At 64.1% G+C, this 21292-nt stretch carries 18 protein-coding genes; 9 read left to right on the top strand and 9 right to left on the bottom strand.

The window, feature by feature from the left end:
* Nucleotides 1-57: 57 nt before the first annotated feature.
* Genes B5G43_RS01775 through B5G43_RS01755 form a run of 5 tightly spaced genes read right to left on the bottom strand, consistent with a single transcriptional unit; the run spans nt 58 to nt 5426 of the window.
* Nucleotides 58-1317, bottom strand: coding sequence for a zinc-ribbon domain-containing protein (locus B5G43_RS01775; RefSeq protein ID WP_087258442.1), 1260 nt, complete (start codon nt 1315-1317; stop codon nt 58-60).
* 14 nt (nt 1318-1331) lie between these two features.
* Nucleotides 1332-2564 carry a zinc ribbon domain-containing protein gene (locus B5G43_RS01770; protein ID WP_087258439.1) on the bottom strand — a complete coding sequence of 411 codons (1233 nt, stop codon included), beginning with the start codon at nt 2562-2564 and terminating at the stop codon, nt 1332-1334.
* 3 nt (nt 2565-2567) lie between these two features.
* On the bottom strand, nt 2568-3488 hold the full coding sequence (locus B5G43_RS01765) for a zinc ribbon domain-containing protein (RefSeq protein WP_158097328.1): 921 nt from the start codon (nt 3486-3488) through the stop codon (nt 2568-2570).
* 14 nt (nt 3489-3502) lie between these two features.
* A complete protein-coding gene (locus B5G43_RS01760; RefSeq protein ID WP_087258433.1) occupies nt 3503-4771 on the bottom strand; it encodes a zinc ribbon domain-containing protein in 1269 nt (422 codons plus the stop codon).
* A 1-nt stretch (nt 4772) separates the two neighbouring features.
* Complete coding sequence (locus B5G43_RS01755) at nt 4773-5426, bottom strand: protein kinase (protein ID WP_242960419.1); 654 nt, start codon at nt 5424-5426, stop codon at nt 4773-4775.
* 158 nt (nt 5427-5584) lie between these two features.
* Here B5G43_RS01755 and B5G43_RS01750 point away from each other — a divergent pair, with 158 nt between their 5' ends.
* The 7 genes from B5G43_RS01750 to B5G43_RS01725 are packed head-to-tail and all read left to right on the top strand — an operon-like array spanning nt 5585 to nt 9833.
* Complete coding sequence (locus B5G43_RS01750; RefSeq protein WP_087258427.1) at nt 5585-6010, top strand: helix-turn-helix transcriptional regulator; 426 nt, start codon at nt 5585-5587, stop codon at nt 6008-6010.
* Between the two features lie 18 nt (nt 6011-6028).
* Nucleotides 6029-6190: a hypothetical protein gene (locus B5G43_RS17485; protein WP_164488725.1), complete on the top strand. Its 162-nt coding sequence runs from the start codon at nt 6029-6031 to the stop codon at nt 6188-6190.
* Nucleotides 6191-6201: 11 nt separating this feature from the next.
* Nucleotides 6202-6741, top strand: coding sequence for a hypothetical protein (locus B5G43_RS01745; RefSeq protein WP_087258424.1), 540 nt, complete (start codon nt 6202-6204; stop codon nt 6739-6741).
* Nucleotides 6742-6753: 12 nt separating this feature from the next.
* The gene (locus B5G43_RS01740) at nt 6754-7383 is read left to right on the top strand and encodes a hypothetical protein (protein ID WP_087258421.1); all 630 of its coding nucleotides are present in this window, start codon (nt 6754-6756) and stop codon (nt 7381-7383) included.
* A 20-nt stretch (nt 7384-7403) separates the two neighbouring features.
* Complete coding sequence (locus B5G43_RS01735; RefSeq protein ID WP_087258418.1) at nt 7404-8477, top strand: SPASM domain-containing protein; 1074 nt, start codon at nt 7404-7406, stop codon at nt 8475-8477.
* 15 nt (nt 8478-8492) lie between these two features.
* The gene (locus B5G43_RS01730; RefSeq protein ID WP_087258415.1) at nt 8493-9038 is read left to right on the top strand and encodes a hypothetical protein; all 546 of its coding nucleotides are present in this window, start codon (nt 8493-8495) and stop codon (nt 9036-9038) included.
* A 33-nt stretch (nt 9039-9071) separates the two neighbouring features.
* Nucleotides 9072-9833: a DUF1351 domain-containing protein gene (locus B5G43_RS01725; protein WP_087258412.1), complete on the top strand. Its 762-nt coding sequence runs from the start codon at nt 9072-9074 to the stop codon at nt 9831-9833.
* On the opposite strand, the gene B5G43_RS17630 is transcribed toward B5G43_RS01725, so the two are convergent.
* The 4 genes from B5G43_RS17630 to B5G43_RS01700 all read right to left on the bottom strand — a co-directional run bounded on the left by B5G43_RS17630 (nt 9796) and on the right by B5G43_RS01700 (nt 18985).
* Nucleotides 9796-10836: a hypothetical protein gene (locus B5G43_RS17630; RefSeq protein ID WP_242960418.1), complete on the bottom strand. Its 1041-nt coding sequence runs from the start codon at nt 10834-10836 to the stop codon at nt 9796-9798. The two genes, B5G43_RS01725 and B5G43_RS17630, sit on opposite strands and share 38 nt — an antisense overlap.
* A 516-nt stretch (nt 10837-11352) precedes the next feature.
* Nucleotides 11353-12693: an MATE family efflux transporter gene (locus tag B5G43_RS01710; RefSeq protein WP_087258410.1), complete on the bottom strand. Its 1341-nt coding sequence runs from the start codon at nt 12691-12693 to the stop codon at nt 11353-11355.
* Nucleotides 12694-12839: 146 nt separating this feature from the next.
* Nucleotides 12840-14129 carry an S-layer homology domain-containing protein gene (locus tag B5G43_RS01705; protein WP_087258407.1) on the bottom strand — a complete coding sequence of 430 codons (1290 nt, stop codon included), beginning with the start codon at nt 14127-14129 and terminating at the stop codon, nt 12840-12842.
* 14 nt (nt 14130-14143) lie between these two features.
* Nucleotides 14144-18985 carry a M60 family metallopeptidase gene (locus B5G43_RS01700; protein WP_087258404.1) on the bottom strand — a complete coding sequence of 1614 codons (4842 nt, stop codon included), beginning with the start codon at nt 18983-18985 and terminating at the stop codon, nt 14144-14146.
* Nucleotides 18986-19309: 324 nt separating this feature from the next.
* Between B5G43_RS01700 and B5G43_RS01695 the strand changes: the two genes are divergently transcribed.
* Together B5G43_RS01695 and B5G43_RS01690 are read left to right on the top strand one after the other, a co-directional pair.
* Nucleotides 19310-20134, top strand: coding sequence for a MerR family transcriptional regulator (locus B5G43_RS01695; protein ID WP_158097327.1), 825 nt, complete (start codon nt 19310-19312; stop codon nt 20132-20134).
* A gap of 119 nt (nt 20135-20253) precedes the next feature.
* The gene (locus B5G43_RS01690) at nt 20254-20940 is read left to right on the top strand and encodes a DUF554 domain-containing protein (RefSeq protein ID WP_087258399.1); all 687 of its coding nucleotides are present in this window, start codon (nt 20254-20256) and stop codon (nt 20938-20940) included.
* The last annotated feature ends 352 nt before the right edge of the window (nt 20941-21292 follow it).

The raw sequence follows: 21292 nt of genomic DNA, 5'->3' as shown, positions 1-21292 counted from the left end.
GAAAAGCCCGGGGCAGTTCATCGAACTGCCCCGGGCTTTTGTTCTGTCCATGAAAACTCAGGAAAAGACGGCGTTGGAGGTGTCCACACTTTGGCCGCAGCGGTTGTCCAGGTCGGTGCCATTGCCGGAGAAGGTACTGCCGTCAAAGACCATGGTGATGTCGGTAGGCACGCTCTCCAGGAGGATGCCGGTGCCGTTGCCGGTAAAGGTGTTGTCGAAGTAGCGGGTGTCGGAGGCGGACTGGCCGGTGGAATTGAAGTGGAAGCCCACCTCATTGCCGGTGAAGGTACACTCGGTGACGTTCACCCAGGCCTGCCCACGGACCAGCACGCCGGTCTGGTAGCCGGTGAAGGTGCAGCCCACGGGCCAGGCCTTCACCGGGGTGTTGATGCCAATATCCGTGCCGTCTCCCACAAAGTCGATGTCATAAAAGTAGTTGATCCACTCGTAGTGCCCGTCCTCCATGGAGATCGAGCCCTTCCACACGGTGCGCGCCCCGCCCTCGTCGGTGCTGCCGTAGAGGTCGTAGGACCGGTGGAAGGCCAGGTCCCCCTCATAGGTCCCCGGGGCCAGGTAGAGGAGCACCTGGTCAGAGGACGGGACTTGGTTGGCGATCTGGTCCAGCAGGGCCTGCACCTCCTCCGCCGTGCTCATGGGGTAGTCCTGCCAGTGGTACTCGTGGGTGATGACGGGGGTGATGTGGATGTTCTGCCGCACCCGAATGAGGTCGCCGTTCTTCATTTGAACGGTCCACACCACCTGGGGCTCACCGGAATTGCCGGTAAAGTCCAGGGAGGACACCATGGCGGCGTCGGGGGAGTAGTCCTCCTGGTGGCTGGGCTCCCCGGCGGTGAGTTCATCCGCGGCGTTCTCGTCCTGGACCACCTCCACGGTGACCTTCTCCACCAGGGGCTCGAACTCCTCCCAGGCGTCGGTGCCGGTGAGGGCGTCGTTGACGTACCACCGGGAGGGCCAGCGGTACTGTTCGTCCGGCGCGCCCTGGTGGTAGATGTCGGCGGCGGGGGCGGTGCGGTCGTCGGGCCAGGCCACCAGGAGCTGGTAGGTCTTGTCCCCGCGCTCATAGTACACCTCGCCCTCCCCGTCGTACTCCTGGGGCTCATAGGGCCGGTTCAGGTAGCAGAGCCCCGCCCCTGCGGCGATCACCACCACCAGCGCCAGCAGGCCCAGCAGCAGTTTCTTTTGCAGGGGGACCGGCCGCCCGGGCTTTTTTCGTCCATGAATGTCTTTGGCGCAGTGGGGACAGAAGGCGGCGTTTTCCGGCAGGTCCGCGCCGCAGTGGGGACATTTTTGTTCCATGGGGGTGCTCTCCTTTACTCAAAAATGGCCTGGGACGTATCCAGGGACTGCTGACAGGAATTCACGATATCCTGCCCGTTGCCCCGGAACACCGAGCCCTGGAAGTTGAGGGCCACGTCGGTGGGCACATTGTCCAGCTGCACCGCGATCTCGTTCCCCTCAAAGAGATTGTCGTTGAACATGGAGTGGTTGGCGTACTCTCCGGTGCTGTCGAAGTGGAAGCCGATGCCGTTCTTTTGGAAGGTACAGCCGATGACGTTGGCCCAGCTGGTGCCGTAGGCCAGCACGGCGGTGTCCCAGCCGGTGAAGGTGCAGTTGGTGGCCCGAAAGGGGGCGGAGCCGGAGAGGCCGGTGCCGCCGCCGTTCCCCACAAAGTCCATGTCGTAAAAATAGGTGATGTTGTAAGCAGCCAGCACCCGGACCGGACCGGCAAAGGTGGTGCGGTTTCCGGCCTCTTCGGTGGAGCCGTACAGGTTCAGGCTCCGGTCCTGGATGGTGACGCCCCCTTCATAGGTAATGGGAGGCAGGTGAAGGTTCACCACGGCCGCTTCCTCCACCTGGCCGCTGACGGAGTCGATGAGGGCCTGTAGCTCCTCCGCCGTGTCCATGGGGTGCTCCTCCGGGTAGTAGTCGTACACCGGAATAGGGATCACCTCATAGGTCTGGCGTAGGGTAAGGGTGTCCCCATTTTTCATGGAAAAGGTCCAAACCAGCTCCGCCGTTCCGCTCTCCCCGGTAAAGTCGATGAGGGAGAGGAGGGGACACTCCGGGGCGCCGGGATTGTAGGCGGGCTCGGAGCATACGAAGGGAGAAGGGCTGTCCTCCTGGCCGGTGAACTCCGCCGTCACCGCCTCCACCTCCGCCAAAAATGCCTCCGAGGCGTCCTCGCCGGTATGGGCGTCGTTGATGAACAGCCGGGAGGGGACCCGGTACTGGCCTTCCGGTTCGCCTGGAATCGTCACCTCCGGTGCAGGAGCGTAGGAATCCGCATTGAGGGCGAGCAGGATCTGCCAGTCCCCGTAGCGGACCTCCCCGTAGCCGTCGTAGCTCTTGGGCCCAAAGGCCAGCCACAGCCCGGTCCCCACGGCGGCCAACACCGCCAGGATGAGCAGGCCCAGCAGCAGCTTTTTCAGCAGGGGGACCGGCTTTTTCGCCTCTCTCCGGGGATGGATATCCCGGGCGCAGTGGGGACAGAAGGCGGCGTGCTCCGGCAGGTCCGCCCCGCAGTGGGGACATTTGTATTCCATGGCTTAGCCTCCGTTCCCCTGGTAGTCCAGCATGGTGTAGCCCAGCAGGTCGTAGTCTGCATCCAGCAGCAGATAGCACTTCCACCGGCCCTCGTCGGGCAGGAACTCCTCCAGCCGCTCGATCTCCCGGCACTGGCGCTCCGGCTCCGGCCCGTGGAGCTGGGCCCACAGGTGGTAGATCTGGGCGTCGTCCTCCCGCAGCACCGGGCCCTTGCCGGTGTTGTAGCCGTTCAGGAACCACACCGCGCCGGAGCTCCCGATCTCCTCCGGCGGGATGTAGTTGGAAAAGTCCTCCTCCCAGCTTCCCTCGAAGGCGGCGAGCTGTTCCTCATAGAGCTCTGTGAAGTCGTAGTCACAGGACACCACGTCCATCTGCCACTGTCCCTCCGACACCTGGATGGGCTCCCCGACGAAGTAGCCCATCAGGTGGGTGTTGCGATCGAACATAAGGAGGCACACCCGGGTACCGGAGCTGCGGGTGCTGAACATGCCCCACTCCTCGTCGGTACCGGCGGCCCCCCGGGAGGACACCAGGTGGGCCAGCTGGAGATTTTCCATCAGGTAGTCGTCGATGTTGTCGCTGGTGGTGGAGGTGGTGTCGAAATTGATGCCGGTGAGGGTGGGAAAGTACTCCCGCAGCTGGTCGGGGGTCACTTTGACCATGCCGTTCTCGTCCTCCTGAAAGACCACCGGGGTGATCTCCCCGGCGGGCAGCCCGCCGGCAGCCGGCTCAGACCCCAGCGCCCAGGTGCCCGCGCCCACCGCAGCCACCAGGGCCAGAACCAGCACCCATTTCAGCCCCTTCCGCCACAGATGGGCGGGGGCCTTGGCGTTTTTCCGGTCCCGGACGCTCCGGGCGCAGTGGGGACAGAAGGAGGCGTCTTCCGGCAGAGCCGCGCCGCAGTGGGGGCATTTATATTCCATAGAGGTCAGTCCTTTCATTCAAAGGTAGCATAGGAAATGTCGATGGGGTAGCCGGACGGATTGCGGATGTTGCCGCCGTTGTCAGAGAAGCGGCAGTTCCGGAAGTTGATCTCTTTGGCTCTGGGCACCCGCACCAGGTCCACGGCGATCTCATTGCGGAGGAAGGTGTTTCCCTCAAAATAGCTGTAATTGAAGTAGTCTCCGGCGCTGTCAAAACGGAAACCCACGCCGTTGTCCTCAAACCAGCAGCCCACCGGGTCGGCCCAGTGTACGCCACCCACCAGCAGCCCGGTCTCCCAGCCGTAGAAGCCGCAGTTCCGTATCCTGCCGTCCGCCTCCACTGTGAGGCCGGTGCCGGTGCCGTCGCCCCGGAATTCGACGTTTTCCACGATGCTCTGCCTGCCGTCCTCCGGCGTCACCGCCACCGCTCCCAGGAAGGCGGTGCGCCTGTTCTGCCCGTCCACGCTCCCATAGAGGTTGATGGGCCGCCCGTCCAGGGTGAGGCCTCCCTCATACCAGACCGGGGGCAGATACAGATTCACCACCGTGGGCAGGGGCACCTCGGCCTCAATCCGGTCCACCAGGGCCCGCAGGTCCTCCATGGTGTCCATGGGGTAGTCCTCGGGGTAAAAGTCCAGGGTCTCCACCGGCTCAAAGCTCAGCTTCTGATGCAGGCGGATGGTGTCGCCGTTTTTCATGGAAAGGGTCCACTCCACCTCCACCGGGCCCAGGCTCCGGTCCGTAAAGGTCAGATAGGAGCGCATCAGTCCCTCCATGGCGGGAGTGCCCTGATAGACTGGCTGCTCCCAGGTGACCGGCGAGGGGCTGTTCTCGGGCTGGATCAGCCGGACATAGGTGGATGCGATCTGCTGGTCGAACATCCGCCCCGCGTCCACCCCGGTCTCCACATGGGTGATGAAGAGCTTGGAGGTCCGCTCGTAATTTTCCCCCTCCTCCACCTTCACGGTGCATTCCGGCTCCGGCGTGGTGTCGTTGCGGAAAGTGAGGACCAGGTGGTAGGGGTTTCCGTCCATCGTGTAGGTGAGCTCCCCCCAGGCGTCGTACACATTGGGGGTCAGTACCTCATAGAGCGCCGCGGCCACCAGCACCAGCGCCAGAAAAACCATCAGGATCGCGGCCCGTTTGACCGGCCGCAGCCACCGGCGGAGGGGGACCGATACGCTCCGGCGGATGCGGATGTCCCGGGCACAGTAGGGACAGAAGGCGGCCTCCTCCGCCAGCTGCCCGCCGCAGTGGGGGCAGCGCTTGGTCCGCCCGCTCACGTCACAGGGCCTCCATCAGCCGCAGCACATTTTTATACCGCCGCTGAGGGTTGACGTGGGTACACCGGTCCACCACGCGGCCCATCCGCCCCTCCACCAGCCGGCGGGAGGGGTGTTCCCCGGTGAGCATCACGTTGATAAGGATGCCCACGGCGTAGATGTCCGCCCGCAGGTCGGACTGGGACAGACCGTACTGCTCCGGGGCGGCGAAGCCGGTGGTGCCCAGGATCTGGGTGTCGTTCTCCGCCTCCAGCTTGTGGAAGCGGGCGGCGTCGAAGTCGATGAGGACCGCCTGGTCTCCCCGGAGAATGATGTTCTCCGGCTTCACGTCCCGGTGGACTGCCCCGATGGAGTGGAGCACCCACAGGGCCTGGCACACCTGCCGCACGACACGCTTGGTCTCCTCCTGGTAAAACAGAGAACCCCGGAGAAGGAAATCCAGCGTGTCTCCTCTTATGTACTCCTCCAGCACCAGGTTCTCGTCCCCCTTCCGGGCCACCTCAAAGATGGTGGGCAGGTTGGGACAGGTGTAGTCCAGGAGGCGCTGATAGACCTCGGAATTTCCGGTGAACCGCCGCAGGATGAACGGCTGACCGGTGGCCTTGTGGCGGATGAGCTGGACGCTGCCCCGAGCGCTCTCTTTACGGGTCTGCACCAGCTCAAATTCCTGCTCCAATGCATTGCTAAGCCAGTTATAAATCGGAATCACCCCAAAATTTGTACACTATGCAGCGCGCATATTGTATTAAAAGAACAAATGTTGTACAGTAAGTATAGCCAACATTTCAGAAATTGTAAAGTGAGGGACTGCTCATGGAGTACAAGTCGACTGGCGACCTGAGCCAGGAGCTCATGGAGCAGAGCAACATCGACACCTACCTGCGGGAAAACCGCCGCTACTTTTCCAACCAAAGCGTCACCGAACTGCTGGGCCAGCTCTACCAGCGCAAGCGCCTGTCCAAGGCAGCCCTGGCCCGCCAGTCCGGGATGAGCGAGGTGTATCTCCACCAGGTCTTTGCCGGGCGGCGCAAGCCCTCCCGGGACCGGCTGCTCTGCCTCTGTATCGGTCTGGACGCCACCCTGGAACAGACCCAGTGCCTGCTGCGGCTGTCCACCTACGCCCAGCTCTACCCCAAAAACCGCCGGGATGCCATCATCAGCCACGGCATCCTCCATGGCACCGGGCTGGACACCATCAACGACAAGCTGTTCAGCGAGAACGAAAAGACCCTGTTTTGACCGAAAGGAGTGTTTTTCATGCCGGACGATAAGAACGAGGACCTGCGCCGGAAATTGTTGGACGAGGTGTGGGCGGGTGCTGCCGCAGGCATGCCCGCCATGCTGCTGGACGAGGACGCCATCCGCCGCGCCGACGATGAGGAGCTGGAGGACCTGGCACACCGGTACGGAATGAAATAGGAGGAATCATCATGCAGGGAATGTTTACCTTCCTCTTCCGCGGAAGCGAGGAGGAGCTCACCCGGTTGGACGCCTATCTGCACAGCGAACAGGCCGCCGCCTCCCGCTGGATCAGCGAGGAATTCCGCCAGCTCTGGGAAGAGCAGGCCGGCCTCTCCCCCGCCAGCCCCTACGCCGGCGGAACGGCGGAGCTGGCCCTCTGCCAGGAGGATTCCGGCAGCCTCTACGGCGTCACCGACATCGCCGACGAGCTCATGAAGGCGGTCCCCCAGGTGGGAATGCTGCTGGAGATCCAGTATCTGGACGACGAGTACGGCAGTTCCTATTTCTACTCCTACCCCGGCAGTGCCGACGTGGAGCAATTTGATCTGGATACCGACACCATCCTGGCCCTGCGGGGCGAGCTGGAGGATGAAGAAGAATTTGAGGACGAAGAGGACGAGGAATTCTCCCCCCAGGCCCAGTTCCAGCAGTTTCAGGACTTCCTGGAGGCCTTCGGGGATGTGAGTGAGTACATCGAGGTCTTTGATCCTTACGACTGGGACGAGTAGGAGGAACGGGCTATGAAATTCCGCACCGATTTTGTTACCAATTCCAGCTCCAGCTCCTTTGTGGCGGTACGCCTGACCACCCGGGACGGCCAGGCCTCCTCCCGTTTCATCGACGAGCTGGACCTGACCGAGGACGCCGGTCAATTCCTGGAGGGCCGCCTGTGCCGGAAAGACGGGGAGCTCTTCTATCAGGACAAGCCCCTGCACACCTCCGCCGACCTGGCAGGGGCGCTGCTCCACCTGATCTCCAGCGACGAGCTGGGCCGGAGCCCCTACCGCCCGGAATCCCTGTGCGCCGCGGCCGCTTTTGCCCAGAACGCGCTGGAGCCCCAGGCCCTGCTGGAGGTTCTGGCCAAGGACCCGGCCTTTTCCATTCTGGCCGGGACCGAGCCCACCCGGGAGGCCGTGGAGCAGGCCCTGAGCGGAGTGGACAACCTTCTCTTCGGCCGCTACCTGGGGGCGCTCCCTCAGCTCACCGCCCTCTGCACCGACACCGTCCCCACCCTGGACGAGCTGGGCGCCGTGGCGATCCACATCGGCGGGGAGTATTGGGGAGAATCGGAGGAGGGCGAAGACGAGGACTTCGGTTCCGATGACACAGTCCCCGGCATGGAGCTGTGTTCCTTTGATCTCTTTTCGTAACAAGCAGGAGGAAAACCGCCTTGAGACACCGCATATATGACTCCAAATACCACTTTCTCACCTTCTTTGACGACCAGACCGGGGCCTACCTCCGCACCGGTATCCTGGAGGACAGAAAGGACACCGGGGTGGACCCCTTCATGGCCTCTTTCCCCCACCTCATCGACGTGGGGATCATGGGCCACTGTGCCCACGGCAAGTCCGGCCTGTGCGCCAAGGCGGGGATCGGCTGCTACCAGAGCGGCCGCACCGTGGAGGCCCCCAACATGGCCCTGGAGGATTTCGCCGAAATCGTCCGCCAGTGCGCGGGCAAGGTGAACCAGTTCGCCCTGGGCGGCCGGGGCGACCCGGACATGCACGAGCACTTTGGGGAGATCCTGGCCCTGTGCCGGGAGCACCACATCGTCCCCAACTTCACCACCTCCGGCTTCGGCCTCACAGAGGAGCACGCCGCCCTGTGCGCCCGGTACTGCGGCGCGGTGGCGGTGAGCTGGTACCGCAGCTCCTACACCCTGGACGCCATTCAGATGCTGCTCGCCGCCGGGGTGCGCACCAACATCCACTATGTCCTGGGCCGCAACTCCATCGACGAGGCTCTGGACCGCCTGGAGCACAACACCTTCCCGGCGGGCATCAACGCCGTGGTGTTCCTCCTCCACAAGCCGGTGGGCCAGGGCAGCCGGGAAAATGTCCTGGACCCCGACGACCCCCGGCTGGCGCGCTTTTTCGCCCTTCTGGACCACAACACCCTCCCCTACAAGCTGGGACTGGACAGCTGTACCATCCCAGGCGTGGTGAACCACTGCGCCAATCTGGAGCTGGCCGCCCTGGACACCTGCGAGGGTGCCCGCTTCTCCTGCTACATCTCCGCCGATCTGGTGATGCTGCCGTGCAGCTTCGACCAGGAGCGGCGCTACGGCGTCTCCCTCCGGGACCACAGCATCCAGGAGGCCTGGGACAGCCCGCAATTTGACGCCTTCCGCGCTCCCCTGCGCGCCGCCTGTCCCACCTGCCCCCAGCGGGAGGTGTGCATGGGCGGCTGTCCCCTGAAACCAGAGATCGTGCTGTGCCGCCGCAGCCAGCGCACCACCTGAGAAAGGAGCATTTTCATGAAATTCCGTACCGATTTTGTCACCAATTCCAGCTCCAGCAGCTTTATGCTCACGGTGTCCATTCAGTTAAAAAATAAGAAGTACCTCAACTGGGAACTCAACGCCTATGAGGACTACTATGGCGACCCCGGCTGTTACGGCGAGATCGACGCCAACCTCAGCCCCAAGCGCCTGGCCAAATGCCCCACGGTGGACGCCATGCTGGATCTGCTGGGCCAGTCGGTGAAGCTGGAGGGCGGCGACTCCGTTGCCAAGGGCAAGCGGACCCGCTTTTTCAACTCCGTCAAGAAAAAGATCCAGTCCATGGATGACATCGCCCAGATCCGGGTGGAAGGGATCGAGATTTATAGCGATAACAACTGCTATCAGTCGACCTATTATTATGACCGCCTTCAGGACCGCTACATCCACATCGCCTCTGGGGAATACCAGGATGATCTCGACGGCGCCCACGGCGGCTATCTGAGCGTCCCGGATGAGAAGGAGCTGGACCGCTCCTTCCTGGATGAGGATGATCTGGATGGGGACGAGGCGGACCTGTAACCCTCTATTTTCGTAGGAAAGGAACCGACCAACATGGATGAATTGCAGCTGATCTCCCGGCAGGAGCCGGGTCTGGTGTCCATTGACAACTTTGCCGAGATGAAGGAGGCCCTCTCCGCCGTCCTGGCCCGTTATGAGAACGTGGTGTACAGCGAGGAGTCCCTGGCGGAGGCCAAGGCCGACAAGAAGGAGCTCACCCGCCTGCGCAAGGACATCGACGACCGCCGGAAGGAGATCAAGCGGGCCTATCTGGCCCCTTACAACGACTTCGAGGCCCAGGTGAAGGAGCTCCTGGCCATGATCGACGCCCCCCTGGACCAGATCAAGTCCTTCGTGGACCAGATGGACGAGCGGGACAAGATGGCCAAGTGGGGGGAGATCGCCGCCTACTTCCTGGACAAGAGCGCCCCCCTGGGCAGCATGGCCCGGCAGGTGCTGGACAGCCCCGCCTTCCTGGACCGCAAGTGGCTCAACAAGACCACCTCGGCCAAGACCTGGAAGGCGGCGGTGGACGCCAAGATCGCCGCCGCGGCCTGGAACCTGGAGCAGATCCGCACCACCGGCGGGAGCCACGCCGGAGCCCTGACCGCCAAATATCTGGAGACCCTGAATGCTGACGGCCTGGACACCTACCGGGAGAAGCTGGAGGCGGCGGAGCGTCCCGTCACGCCCCCGCCCGCCGGAGACGGCCCGGTCCTCTCCAAAACGGTGAAGCTCACCGGCACCCAGGCTCAGCTGGAGGAGGCCCTGGCGCTGCTCACCCGCGCCGGAATTCAGTGGGAAAGCGTGGAATAACGAAAACGCCGCCCGGAGGGAGCATGGCTTCCCTCCGGGCGGTGTTGTTTGCTTCTAAGGCCCTGCTCCCTCCGCATAAGCTGGAGGGAAAGGGGGTGGACGCCGCTTGGACGCCATCTATGCCCGGCAGTCGGTGGACAAGGCGGACAGCCTCTCCATCCAGGGCCAGATCGACCTGTGCCGCCGGGAGACCGGCCAAAACGTCAAAGTCTACCAGGACCGGGGCTACTCCGGCAAGAACACCAACCGCCCCGCCTTCCGGCGGCTCATGGCCGACGTGGAGCGGGGGCTCATCGGCAAGATCGTGGTGTACCGCCTGGACCGCTTCTCCCGTTCCATCGCCGACTTCGGGCGGCTGTGGGAGACCCTGAGCCGCTGCCGGGTGGAGTTCGTCTCCATCCACGAGACCTTCGACACCTCCACCCCCATGGGCCGGGCCATGCTGAACATCATCATGGTCTTTGCCCAGCTGGAGCGGGAGACCACCGCCCAGCGGGTGAAGGACAACTACTATCAGCGCGCCGGACTGGGGGCCTGGCCCGGCGGCCCGGCCCCCTATGGGTTTCAGCTGGGAAAGCTCCCCGGACCGGAGGGAAACCTCCTCCCCGCCCTTCTGCCCGGGGAACAGGCCGGGCAGGCGGCGGCCCTGTTCGCTTCCTACGCCGCGCCGGAGGCCACCCTGGGCAGCGTGGTCCGCGCTCTCAACGCCGCCGGTATCCCCGGCCCCCGGCGGGCGGTGTGGGACAATGTGGCTCTCTCCCGGATTCTCCACAACCCCGTCTATGTCCGGGCCGACGGGGAGGTCTATCGCTATTACCAGGCCCGTGGCGTGTCCCTCACCCATCCCCCCGAAAGCTTCGACGGCCGCCACGGGGGACTGCTGGTGGGCAAGCGGGACCGCGCCGGGGCGGGAGACGGCCCCCGCTTCTCCCTGAGCCTCCACGAGGGCTTGGTCCCCGCCCAGCTCTGGCTCACCTGTCAGTACAAGCTGGAGCGCAACCAACAGCTGGGCGGCCAGGGCCGTGGGAAGCACACCTGGCTCTCCGGCCTGCTGAAATGCGGCGCCTGCGGCTACGCGGTGAAAGTCAACCGGGAGGGGAGCAAGCGCTACCTGCTGTGCAGCGGCCGCTCCAACCTGAAGGTGTGCCGGGCCTCCATCCGGGTGGACCTGTCCGCCCTGGAGCGGGACGTGGCCGCCCAGCTGGAGGAACGGCTGCGGACCCAGGGGGCGGAGCCCCCCGCCCGGGACCCGGAGACCGACCGGGCCCTCCGGGCCATCGACGAAAAGATCAGCCGCCTCATTTCCGCCCTGGCCGAGAGCAGTGCCGTCACCGCCGCCCACATCGACCGGGCCGTTCAGGCCTTGGAACGGGAGCGCACGGCACTCCGCGCCCGTGTTCCCCGACCCGCGCGGCCGCCCCGCTTCTCTTCCCTGTCCTTTGCGGAAAAAAAGCAGACCGCCGCCCGGTACATCCGGGAGATCCGTCTCACCGGAAGCCAGGCGGCGGTGGTTTGGCGCTCAGAAGCGGCTGTGGAGCCAGTCAGCCTTTTTGTAGTAGATGAGGAAGGTCAGCGAACTGAGGGCCCAGGTCAGCGGATAGACCCAGTAGAGCATGAGGATGCTGTGGGTGAGGGGCACGGTGATGGTGAGGAAGCCCACCCGCACCACGCACCAAAAGACCAGCATCACCGTCATGGGCACAATGGCACGGCCCGCGCCCCGGAGCACGGCGGAGATGGCGTGGGAGAAGGCCAGGAGGAAGAAGAACAGCGTGGACGTGCGGGCCTTGGCCACGCCGATGCTAATGACCTCCGGATTGGAGTCGAAGGCGGCGATGAGCCAGGGGGCGAACACGAACACCGCCACGCCGATGAGCTCCGCCAGCACCACGGTGGCCCAGATACCGAAGCGGGCGCCCTTTTTGGCCCGCTCGTACTGCGCGGCGCCCAAATTCTGGCCGATGAAGGTGGTAAGGGCCATGGTGAAGCTGGTGATGGGCAGGAAGCCGAAGCCCTCGATCTTGGAGTAGGCGCCCACTCCGGCCATGGCCAGCTCGCCGAAGGAGTTGATGTTGGACTGGACCACCACGTTGGCAAAGGCGATGATGGAGTTCTGGAGGCCGGAGGGCAGACCCATGCGGATGATCTGCTTCAGGAGCCGCGGCGTAAAGGCGATCCGGCGCAGATACAGGCGGCAGTTCTTCTGCCGGCACGTGAGCTGGATGAGGCACAGCAGGGCGCTGACCAGCTGGGAGATGACGGTGGCGATGGCCGCTCCCTCCACCCCCATGCCGAAGCCGGCGATGAAGGTGATGTCCAGCACGATGTTGACCAGGGAGGATACGATCAGATAGTAGAGCGGGTGGCGGCTGTCCCCCACGGCCTGGAGGATACCCACGAAGATGTTGTACATCACAAAGCCCACGGACCCGGCGAAGTAGATGCGCAGATAGGTCACCGAGTCCCCCATGACCACCTCAGGGGTGGCCATGAGCCGTAGGATCTGGGGGGAGAGCAGAACGCCGATCAGGGTCATGACCACGCTGGCCGCCAGGCCGAAGGCCACGGTGGTGTGGATGGCCAGGTCCATGTTCTCCCGGTCACCCGCGCCGAAATAGCGGGCGATCACCACGCCTGCGCCGATGGACATACCGCTCAGGAAGCCGATGAGCATGAAAATGAGGCTGCCCGACGAGCTCACCGCCGCCAGGGCGTTGCTCCCCAGAAAGTTGCCCACGATCAGGGAATCGGCGGTGTTATAGAGCTGCTGGAACAGATTGCCCAGAAAAATGGGCATGGCGAATAAGGTGATCCGTTTGCCGATGGAACCCTCGGTCATCGGCGCTGCTTGCCCTGTCATCCAGAGCCCTCCCCTTCACAGACACTGCGGGCACACACACCCGGCAAGGCCCATTATAGGGCCCCGCGTCGTTTTATGCAAGACGGTGTCCCCCGGGAAGGGACAAAAAAACCTCCTGTGCATGGCACAGGAGGTTTTTTCGGGCCTTAACCCTCCAGCGCTGCGAAGCGCATGAGGATCAGGGCGGCCTGGGCCCGGGTGGCGGAACCGGCGGGAGAGAGGGTGGTCTCGCTGGTCCCGGTGATGAGGCCCTCGGCCACGGCCCAGCGCATGGTCTCCAGCGCGTAGTCGGAGACCTGGCCGGCGTCGCTAAAGGCGGACAGGTCGGCCCGCTTGGTCACATCCATCCCCTTGTAGCTGGCGTAGCGGCAGAGAATGGCGGCCATCTGCTCCCGGGTGATGGGATCGTTGGGGCCAAACTTGCCCTCGCCGTAGCCGGAGACGATGCCGTTGGCGCTGGCCCAGGTCACCGCGTCGGTGTACCAGGTGCCGGCCTCCACGTCGGTGAAGGCGGCGCTGCCGGTGACGGCGGGGCTGCCCGCCTGGCGGTAGAGGATGGTGACGATCATGGCACGGCTGGTGGTCACCTCGGGGGAGAAGCGCCCGTCGCCGGTGCCGCTCATCAGGCCGTTTTCATAGACGTACTGCACGGCCTCCTCATACCAGGCCCCGGCGGGCACATCCACGAAGGGCTGGCTGCCGGTGGCCCCGCCGTTCCCGCCGCTCTGGGCGGCAAAGACGGCGGTAACGGTGACGGCGGAGGAAGGCATGGTGAAGGTGTACTTGCCGCCGCCCAAATCAGTGAGGGCCACGGTGCGCCCGGCGGAATTGGTCACCGCGATGGACTCCAGGACATAGCCCTCCTGGGCCGTGGCGGTGAGGGTGATGGTGCGGCCCTGGACGGCCTGGGCGGCGCTGGCGGTCACGGAGCCGCCGGTGCTGGCCTTAATGGTGATGGCGCGGGCGGTGGAGCTGCTGCCGGAGCTGCCGGAGCCGCCCGACGAGCCGCCCAGCTCGATGTCGCCGGTGTAGGAGTCCAGCAGCTTCACGCCGGACATGCCGGTGACGGTGAAGGTGCTGCCGTCGGCGCTGGATACCGTTCCCAGCGTGAGGGAGCCGGTGTCGGTGAGCATGCCGCTCTTGGCAGTGACGTAGACCGTCACGCTGCTGCCGCTGTGCTGATAGGTGGTGTAAATACCGGGCAGAAGCATCAGGCCGTTGTCCGCCACAAAGCTGTAAGCGGCGCTGTCATTGGAGAGGGTAAAGGTGGCCTGGAAGCTCTGGCAATTGTTGGGGATACCGGTGAGCTTGATCTCCTGGGTGGCCGCCGCCGTGCCGGAGGTCACCAGCTGGGGGCTGGCGGCCGCGGCGGCGGGAACGGCCAACAGGGAGAACAGCGTGGCCAGGGTCAGAAGCAGAGCAGAGATCTTACGCATGCGTGTCGTCCTCCTTATTCAGCACTGCCGGTGAAAACGATCTCAGGCAGATCCACGGGGTGCTCCTCATCGCCGCCGTCGGGGAAGCTGATCCACAGGGTCTGGCTGGTGACACGCGCACTGTCGGCGCTGCTGGGATCGTCGGTGCGATAGAACACGGCGCGGATCTCAATGGGGTAGGTGTCGGTGACGCCGGAGGCCTTGTTCAGCTCCTTCTCCTTCTCCATGTCGGGCACGAAGATGAAGAAGCCGTCGCTGGTGTCGCTGACCGCGCCGTCCTTCGGCACCTCGGCCAGCAGGTAGAGCTCGCCGTTCATGTTGCGCTCCACGCTGGTCACCTCGCCCGCCTCGGGGGTGGTGTTGTAGCGGGCCTCGATCTGGACCAGGTTGTACGCGGGGTTGCCGCGGTAGGTGCCCAGGATGACCAGGGTACCGGCGGGGATGCCGTAGTACTCCTGCTTCAGGACGCCCACCGTGGCGCCCTCATAGAAGTCCACGCGGTCGCCGGGATAGTCCAGCAGCTCCACGGAGGCATCGGCGGGGATGCCGGTGATCTCCAGCACCGCCGCATCATAGGTCCAGATGCGGGTATCGGAAGAATCCACACCGGGCTTGTTGAAATAGGCCACCAGGTTGTCGGACAGCTCGCCGCTCTTGGCGTCGGTCCAGGTCTCGGCAGCGGCATCGGCCTTGACCTTTACGGTGTAAGTGCCGGTGAGGCTGGTACCGGTGACCTTGATGCCGGTGACGGGGACGGAAGTCCCGCTCTTCATGACAATGGTGATGGTGCCGTTCTCGGCGCGGGTCAGGTTGTAGAGGCTGTCGTCGATGGTCTTGTCGTAGGCCACGCGGACTTCCTCGGCCTTGGCCTCGGCGCCCAGGTTGCCCAGTTTGTCCACCGGCACCACAGAGTAGGTGTAGGTCAGGTTGTTGGCAGCGCCCAGGTCGTCCACATAGGTGGTCTTGGTGGTGAAGGCGATGGCCTTGCCGTTACGGCGGATCTCGTAGCCCAGGACGTTGGCGCTGTCGGTGTGGCTGATGGTCAGGGTCACCTTGGACTCATCGACGGAGGCGGACACCGTGGCGGTGCCGCCGGCGGCGGAGCCGCTCTCCAGGCAGTAGGTGCGGGAGGCGTCGTTCAGGTACCAGATGGCGCGGGTCTCGGGGGCGTAGTCGTCCAGAAGGGCCTTGGCGCCCTCGCCCAGGGTCATGCCCCAGCGGGTGAAGAACTCGGTCAGGTCCTTGTCCGCCACCTTGGAGGCGATGAGAGCCACCCGCTCGTCGTAGGTGTAGTCGCTGTAGTCGCCGGCCTTCCAGGCCTTGAAGAAGGCGTTGAAGAAGGCCAGAGGCTCATCGGCCCCGTCGTAGGCCAGGTGGAGCTGCCAGTACATGCCCAGCTGGACAAAGACGTTGTTGGCAGCGCCGGGGCGGCCCTGGGCCACCTTGTTGAAGATATCCTCCCAACGGCCGTCCTCGGTGAGGCGGGTGTTCAGGGCCATGGAGGAGCCGTCCCAGGCCTGGAGGGCCAGGGAGTAGATGTTGTTGGTGCACTCGGCCTTGCCCAGCTTGTCCATGTTGTGGCCGATCTCGTGGGCGATGCCCCAGCCGAAGAGGCCGTTGGCCTGCCCGGCGCCGGTGGCGGAGGTGGGCTTGCCCTGGACCAGGGCGGCAGTGGAGCCATACTCCACACCCACGTGGTTAACGGCGGCGTACATGAAGGCGCCGGCGAACATGCGCATGTAGCGGATGTTCTGGCGGGTGGTCATGGGATAGCGGTAGCTCTCCAGGGCGGCGCTGGAGTCGATGATGCCCTGGACCTTGTTGGCGATGAAGAGCTCCTCCTCCCAGGCCAGGATGTTGTCGTACAGGGCCTGGACCATGGCGTCCACATCAGTGTTCACGCCCTTCAGGCCGGTGAGGACCTGATCGGCGGGGAGGGACAGGAGCACGCTGGGGGTGGAGATCTCGGTGGCGTTGCGGATGTCGGTCTTGAAGTTCGCACCGGACAGACCGGAGACATAGGTCTCCAGGGTCTGGACGTAGGCGCGGATGGCGTCCTTCCGGGCGCTCTCGCTCAGATCGTACCAATTGGACAGCTCCAGCACCGGCATCTCCCAGGCGTTCTGGAGCACCCGGATCTGGAGCTTGATCTCCTCGGGTCTGCTGCCGCCGTAGGTCAGGTAGAGCATACCGCCGCGGGTATCGCTGAGACTGCCGATTTTCTCCACGGTGATGTAGTTGCGGCCGTTCTCCAGGGCCACGGGGGTACCCTTCCACACGCCGGACTCACCATAGAACTGGGTGGGCACCACATAGACGGTGGCGTCGTCGGGCAGTTCGGCGTAGATGGCCACGGTAGCGCCGGCCCGGGCGGTGATGCCCAGGGGCTGGAAGTCGCTGGCGGTCTGGCCGGCGGCCTGATCGGCGGCGGCAGTGGTGCTGCGGCTCTGGAAGTCGTTCTTCACCAGGCCCAGGGCGCTGGTGTCCTCCGCCAGCAGCTTGGAAGCCAGATTCAGCTCGTCACGGAGCCGGTTCAGGTCCATATAGAAGCTGCTCAGGGTGGTGAGGCGATCGCTCAGGGCGGTGATGTCCGCCTCCTCCACGGAGCCCTTCAGGGCGGTAAAGGTACCGTCGGAGAAGAGGTTGGCGATGTCCTCCGCCAGAGTGTCGCTCTCGTAGAAAGCGATCTCGGAGATACTCACACGGGGACCGCCGGCCTTCTCGCCCAGCGCCAGGGTGATGCTCTTGACGCCCTCAGTCTCAGGGAAGGTGACGATGTAGTAGTCGCTGCCGGTGATGTTCACACCGCTGCGGTAATAGGTGGCCAGGGTCTCCCCATCCTCGCCCTTGAGGGTGATAGTGTAGTTGTCGATGCGGTTCTTATAGGCGGCGTCCAGGTAGGGTACCAGCAGCAGGTAGTTCATCCTGTGCGTGGAGGCAAAGGTGTAGGTGATGCTGCTGTTGTTCCACCAGGTGGCCGCCACCCAGTAGGTGTTGGGGTCGTTGTCCGTCAGGTCGGTGTTCACATCGAAGTTGGGGCACAGGTTCTTGTCCACATTGTTGCGATCCCCCATGACAATGGAGGTAATCTCGCTGGTTTCAAGGCGTCCGGTGGTGGGCAGCTCGGGCATGTTGAAGCTCTCTCGCTCGGGGGTGCCCAGCGCAATGGCGGAGTAGCCGCCCAGGCCGTGGACATTGCCCGCTTTCACGGCCACTTCATACTCGGTGCCGTTGGTCAGGCCGGTGATCACTGCGCTGGTGGAGGCGGTATTGCCGCCCCAGGCCCGGAACTGCTCCGCGCCCCGCTCCCGGTAGTAGACCTGGTAGTAGGTGGCGTCCTTGGTGTTCCCCCAGCGGATGCGCAGCGCGGTGTCCGCCGCCTCCACCACCAGGTCGGAGGGCGCGCCGGGCACCGAGGCCGGCACGGGCGTGGCGGAGAGCACCGCGGAGGGGGTGCCCGTCCAGTCACCGCTGGTGGCGACGACCTGGAAGTAATAGGTGGTGTTGTTCTTGAGCCCGGAGACCGTGGCCTTGGTGGTGCTGCTGGTCACGCTCTGGTTCAGGTTATCCTTGCCGGTGCCGTACTGGACGGTGTAGCCGGTGACGTTCTTCACGCTGTCCCAGATCAGGGTGACTTCCTCATCCCCCGCGGTGGCGGCCAGGTTCTTCACCTGGGTGTCCTCGGCCACGGCGTCGGAGACGATGTCCTTCAGGAACTCGATCTGGGTCACAGTGGCAAACTCGGGCTTGCCGCTCTGGCCCTCCACCTTGGAGACGGTGATGGTGACCTTCTTCACAGGCACCTTCTTGCCCAGGTCGATGGTCACCACGTTCTGGCCGGCGGTGCGGCTGATGGCGTGGGCCCCATCAGGGGCGGTAACCGAAAAGTCCACGCTCTTGGTCTGCTCCTGGTTGTTCTCGTCCAGATAAACCACCTCAGCGGTGCCGGCCTGAATGCCGCCGTTGCCGCTGGGAGAGGTGATGGAGATCTCGCTCATCTCGGTGGCCTTCTCCAGAGTGATGGGGATGGCCAGCTCCTCCGCGTCCTCGGTGCGCTTGAGAGTCACCGTCTCCTCACCGGTAAAGAGGTCGGAGACATTGCCCTCCACGATGAGGTCCGTGCTCTCCACGGTGGCGGTGACAATGGCGGCGGTGGACAGCACCTTGGGGGTGCCGCTCACGTCCACCAGCTTGTTCACATAGGACAGGTCGGTCACGTCCACCACACCGTCGCCGTTCAGGTCGTAGGTGTCCAGGGCAGTGGTCTTGCCCAGCTGCTCCGACAGCATGGTGCGGTCGGCCTCGGTCACCGCGCCGTCCCCGTCAAAGTCGCCCAGGGAGAAGGTGCCGTCGGCGGTGGACAGGATCACGTGCTGGGAGTAGTCCTGCAGGGTCACGCTCTGGGTGCAGGCGGCATAGCCGGTGCCGGTCACCGTAAGCATATACTCCTCGCCCGCCTCCCGATCCGCGGGCAGTCCGGAGACCGTGACACGATAATAGCCGATCTGCTGCTCGGTGGTCAGGGGCACATTCTGGGGGTTCAGCGCCTCCACGGAGACGTTCAAGCCCTCCGCGCCGGTGGTCTTTCCGTCCTTCAGGGAGACGGTGATGTCCTTGCCGTTCCCGGTCAGGTTCATGGTGATGGCGCGGTCCTTCACCTCGTCCAGCCGCTGGGGCAGGTCGAAGGCGAGGGTCAGCGCGATGGACCCGGTGGCCTGAGCCTGCTGGGTCTGGGTGCCGGTCTGCACCGTATCCGCGGCCGCCACGGCGGGCAGCCAGGTCGTACAAAGGGAGCCGGTCAGGGCCACGCTGAGAAGCCCGGAAACCGCTCTGCGAACGTGCTTCAATCTGCTCATCCTTTCTCTATCCGATCAATTCTATGGTTCTCTTCCCATGCCGGGGCCGGCCTTCCGGTTCGTTCCGCCGGGGCCGTACCCCTCCGGATTTGAGATTATAGTGGAAGGTCCTGTGGATTTCAATGTCAAAAATGGTTACAAATTATTTTTATGTAATCCTATAATTTAACTGTTTGTAACCGTTCGTTTCTGGTCCAGTCTACACAAAGCCCCGGACCGCCCTTCTCCGCAGACCCGGCTCCTGTGCCGTTGCATTTCCCGGCGGAGGGATTATAATGGATGCAAAACGGCGTTTGCCGTCTCTTTTTACAAGGAGGGCGCCCTATGCAGCAGTTGTTCAAGATCGGAGAAGTGGCCCGCCTGTACGGGATCAACATCCGCACGCTGCGCTACTACGACGAGATCGGCCTGCTGGTGCCGGTTTATGTCGATGCCGACACCCACTACCGCTATTACTCCAGCGAGCAGTTCGAGCAGCTCAACACCATCCGCTATCTGCGCACCCAGGGCGTCCCCCTCTCGGAGATCGCGGTACATCTGCGCCGCCGGGAGCCGGCGCGCATCCTGGACATGCTCCGCAGCCAGCAGGCCCTGGTGGAGGAGCAGTGCCGCCAGCTGGAGCAGACCCGGGCCCGTCTGGCCGCCCGGGTGGCCCAGATCGAGGACGCCCTGCGCCCAGAGCTGCTGGACCGGGTGCGGATCGAGCCGCGCCCTCTGCGTCTGGCGGCGGTGCTGCGCCGGGCGCTGCGGGCCGGGGACGATCTGGAGCTGCCTCTGCGGCATCTGGAGCGCTCCGCCCACCTGTCCCCCAGCTTTTTCTTGGGCAAGGTGGGGCTCACCCTCTCCCGGGAGCAATTTTTGGCGGGCAGCTGGCAGACCTATGACTCCCTCTTCTGCCTGGTGGAGCCGGGGGAGGACCCGGATCAGGACACCCTCCAGACCCTCCCGGCCGGTCCGTGGGCCATGCTGCGCTTTTCCGGCACCCACCAGGACGCCCCCAACCACTATCCCCTCCTGCGCGCGGAGCTGGAGCGGCTGGGCCGCCCTCCCGTTGGGGATGCGGTGGAGTTCACCCTGGTAGACTACGGCCTCACCGAGGACCCCGGCCAGTTCGTCACCGAGATCCAGGTGCCCATCGCCCCGGCGTGAGCATGTGAAAAAGAGGCTTGACTCTCCGGTTACTGGAGCCTTTATACTGGAGCCCACAAGAGGGATCCCCACCGCACGCCGCGGCGGGGAAATTCAGATAAAGGAGCGCGAATGCTGCAATGATCGGTACCATAGCCAATACCAGCACCATTCTGCTGGGCAGTCTCGCGGGGAGCACCCTGCGGAAAGGGATCGGAGAGAAGTATAAGGCCATCCTGATGGACGCCATGGGCCTGGCCGCCTCGGCCCTGGGCATCAACTCCATCGTGCAGGCCATGCCCCAGTCCCGCTACCATGTCTTATTTATCGTCAGTCTGGCGCTGGGCGGCGTGATCGGCACCCGGCTGTCGCTGGACACCGCCTTTGCCCGGGCCCTGTCCCGGATCTCCAAGGGATCCGACCTGGCCCAAGGCCTCTCCACCGCCATTCTCCTCTACTGCGCGGGCACGCTGTCCATTTTGGGTCCCATGCAGAGTGCACTGATGGGGGACAACACCTACCTCTTTACTAACGCCATCCTGGACGGCATCACCTCCATCGTCCTCTCCTCCACCTTCGGGCTGGGTATCGCCCTGGCCGCGGTGGTCCTCTTCTGCTGGCAGGGGAGCATCTATCTCCTGGCCGGCCTGATCCAGCCCTTTGTCACCGAATCGCTGATGACCGAGATCAGTCTGATCGGCGGCGTGCTCATCCTGGCCTCCGGCCTGAGCATCCTGGGCATCAAGCAGATCAAGACCCTCAATCTCCTGCCAGCCCTGGCTGTGCCGCCGGTGGTCGTCACGGTGCTGACGATGCTGGGCATCTGAGCCGCTGGAAGCGCCCTCTCCGGTCCTGTCCGGAGGGGGCGCTTTTCCTGTCCTAACTTATCCTATATTTTTGTATTCATATTATAGGTTCTTCTTTATATTTTTGATTATATGCACAAATCGCCCACTATCACCTTTGTGTAAACCAAAAATTCCGTCGAATTTACTAAAAACTTTACTGGTACCCCTTGCCTATCCTATCTTATATTGTTATAATACAGGACACAAAAGAACGTGATAGGGCGCGACGTCAAACCTCCGGTAGGAACGGGCGGGGGGGGGGGGGGGGGGGGGGGGGGGGGGGGGGGGGGGGGGGGGGGGGGGGGGGGGGGGGGGGGGGGGGGGGGGGGGG

Source organism: Flavonifractor sp. An92 (assembly GCF_002159175.1).
Taxonomy (GTDB): domain Bacteria; phylum Bacillota; class Clostridia; order Oscillospirales; family Oscillospiraceae; genus Pseudoflavonifractor_A.
The sequence above is the reverse complement of the archived record's forward strand: the minus strand, read 5'-3'. Positions and strand labels throughout refer to the sequence as shown.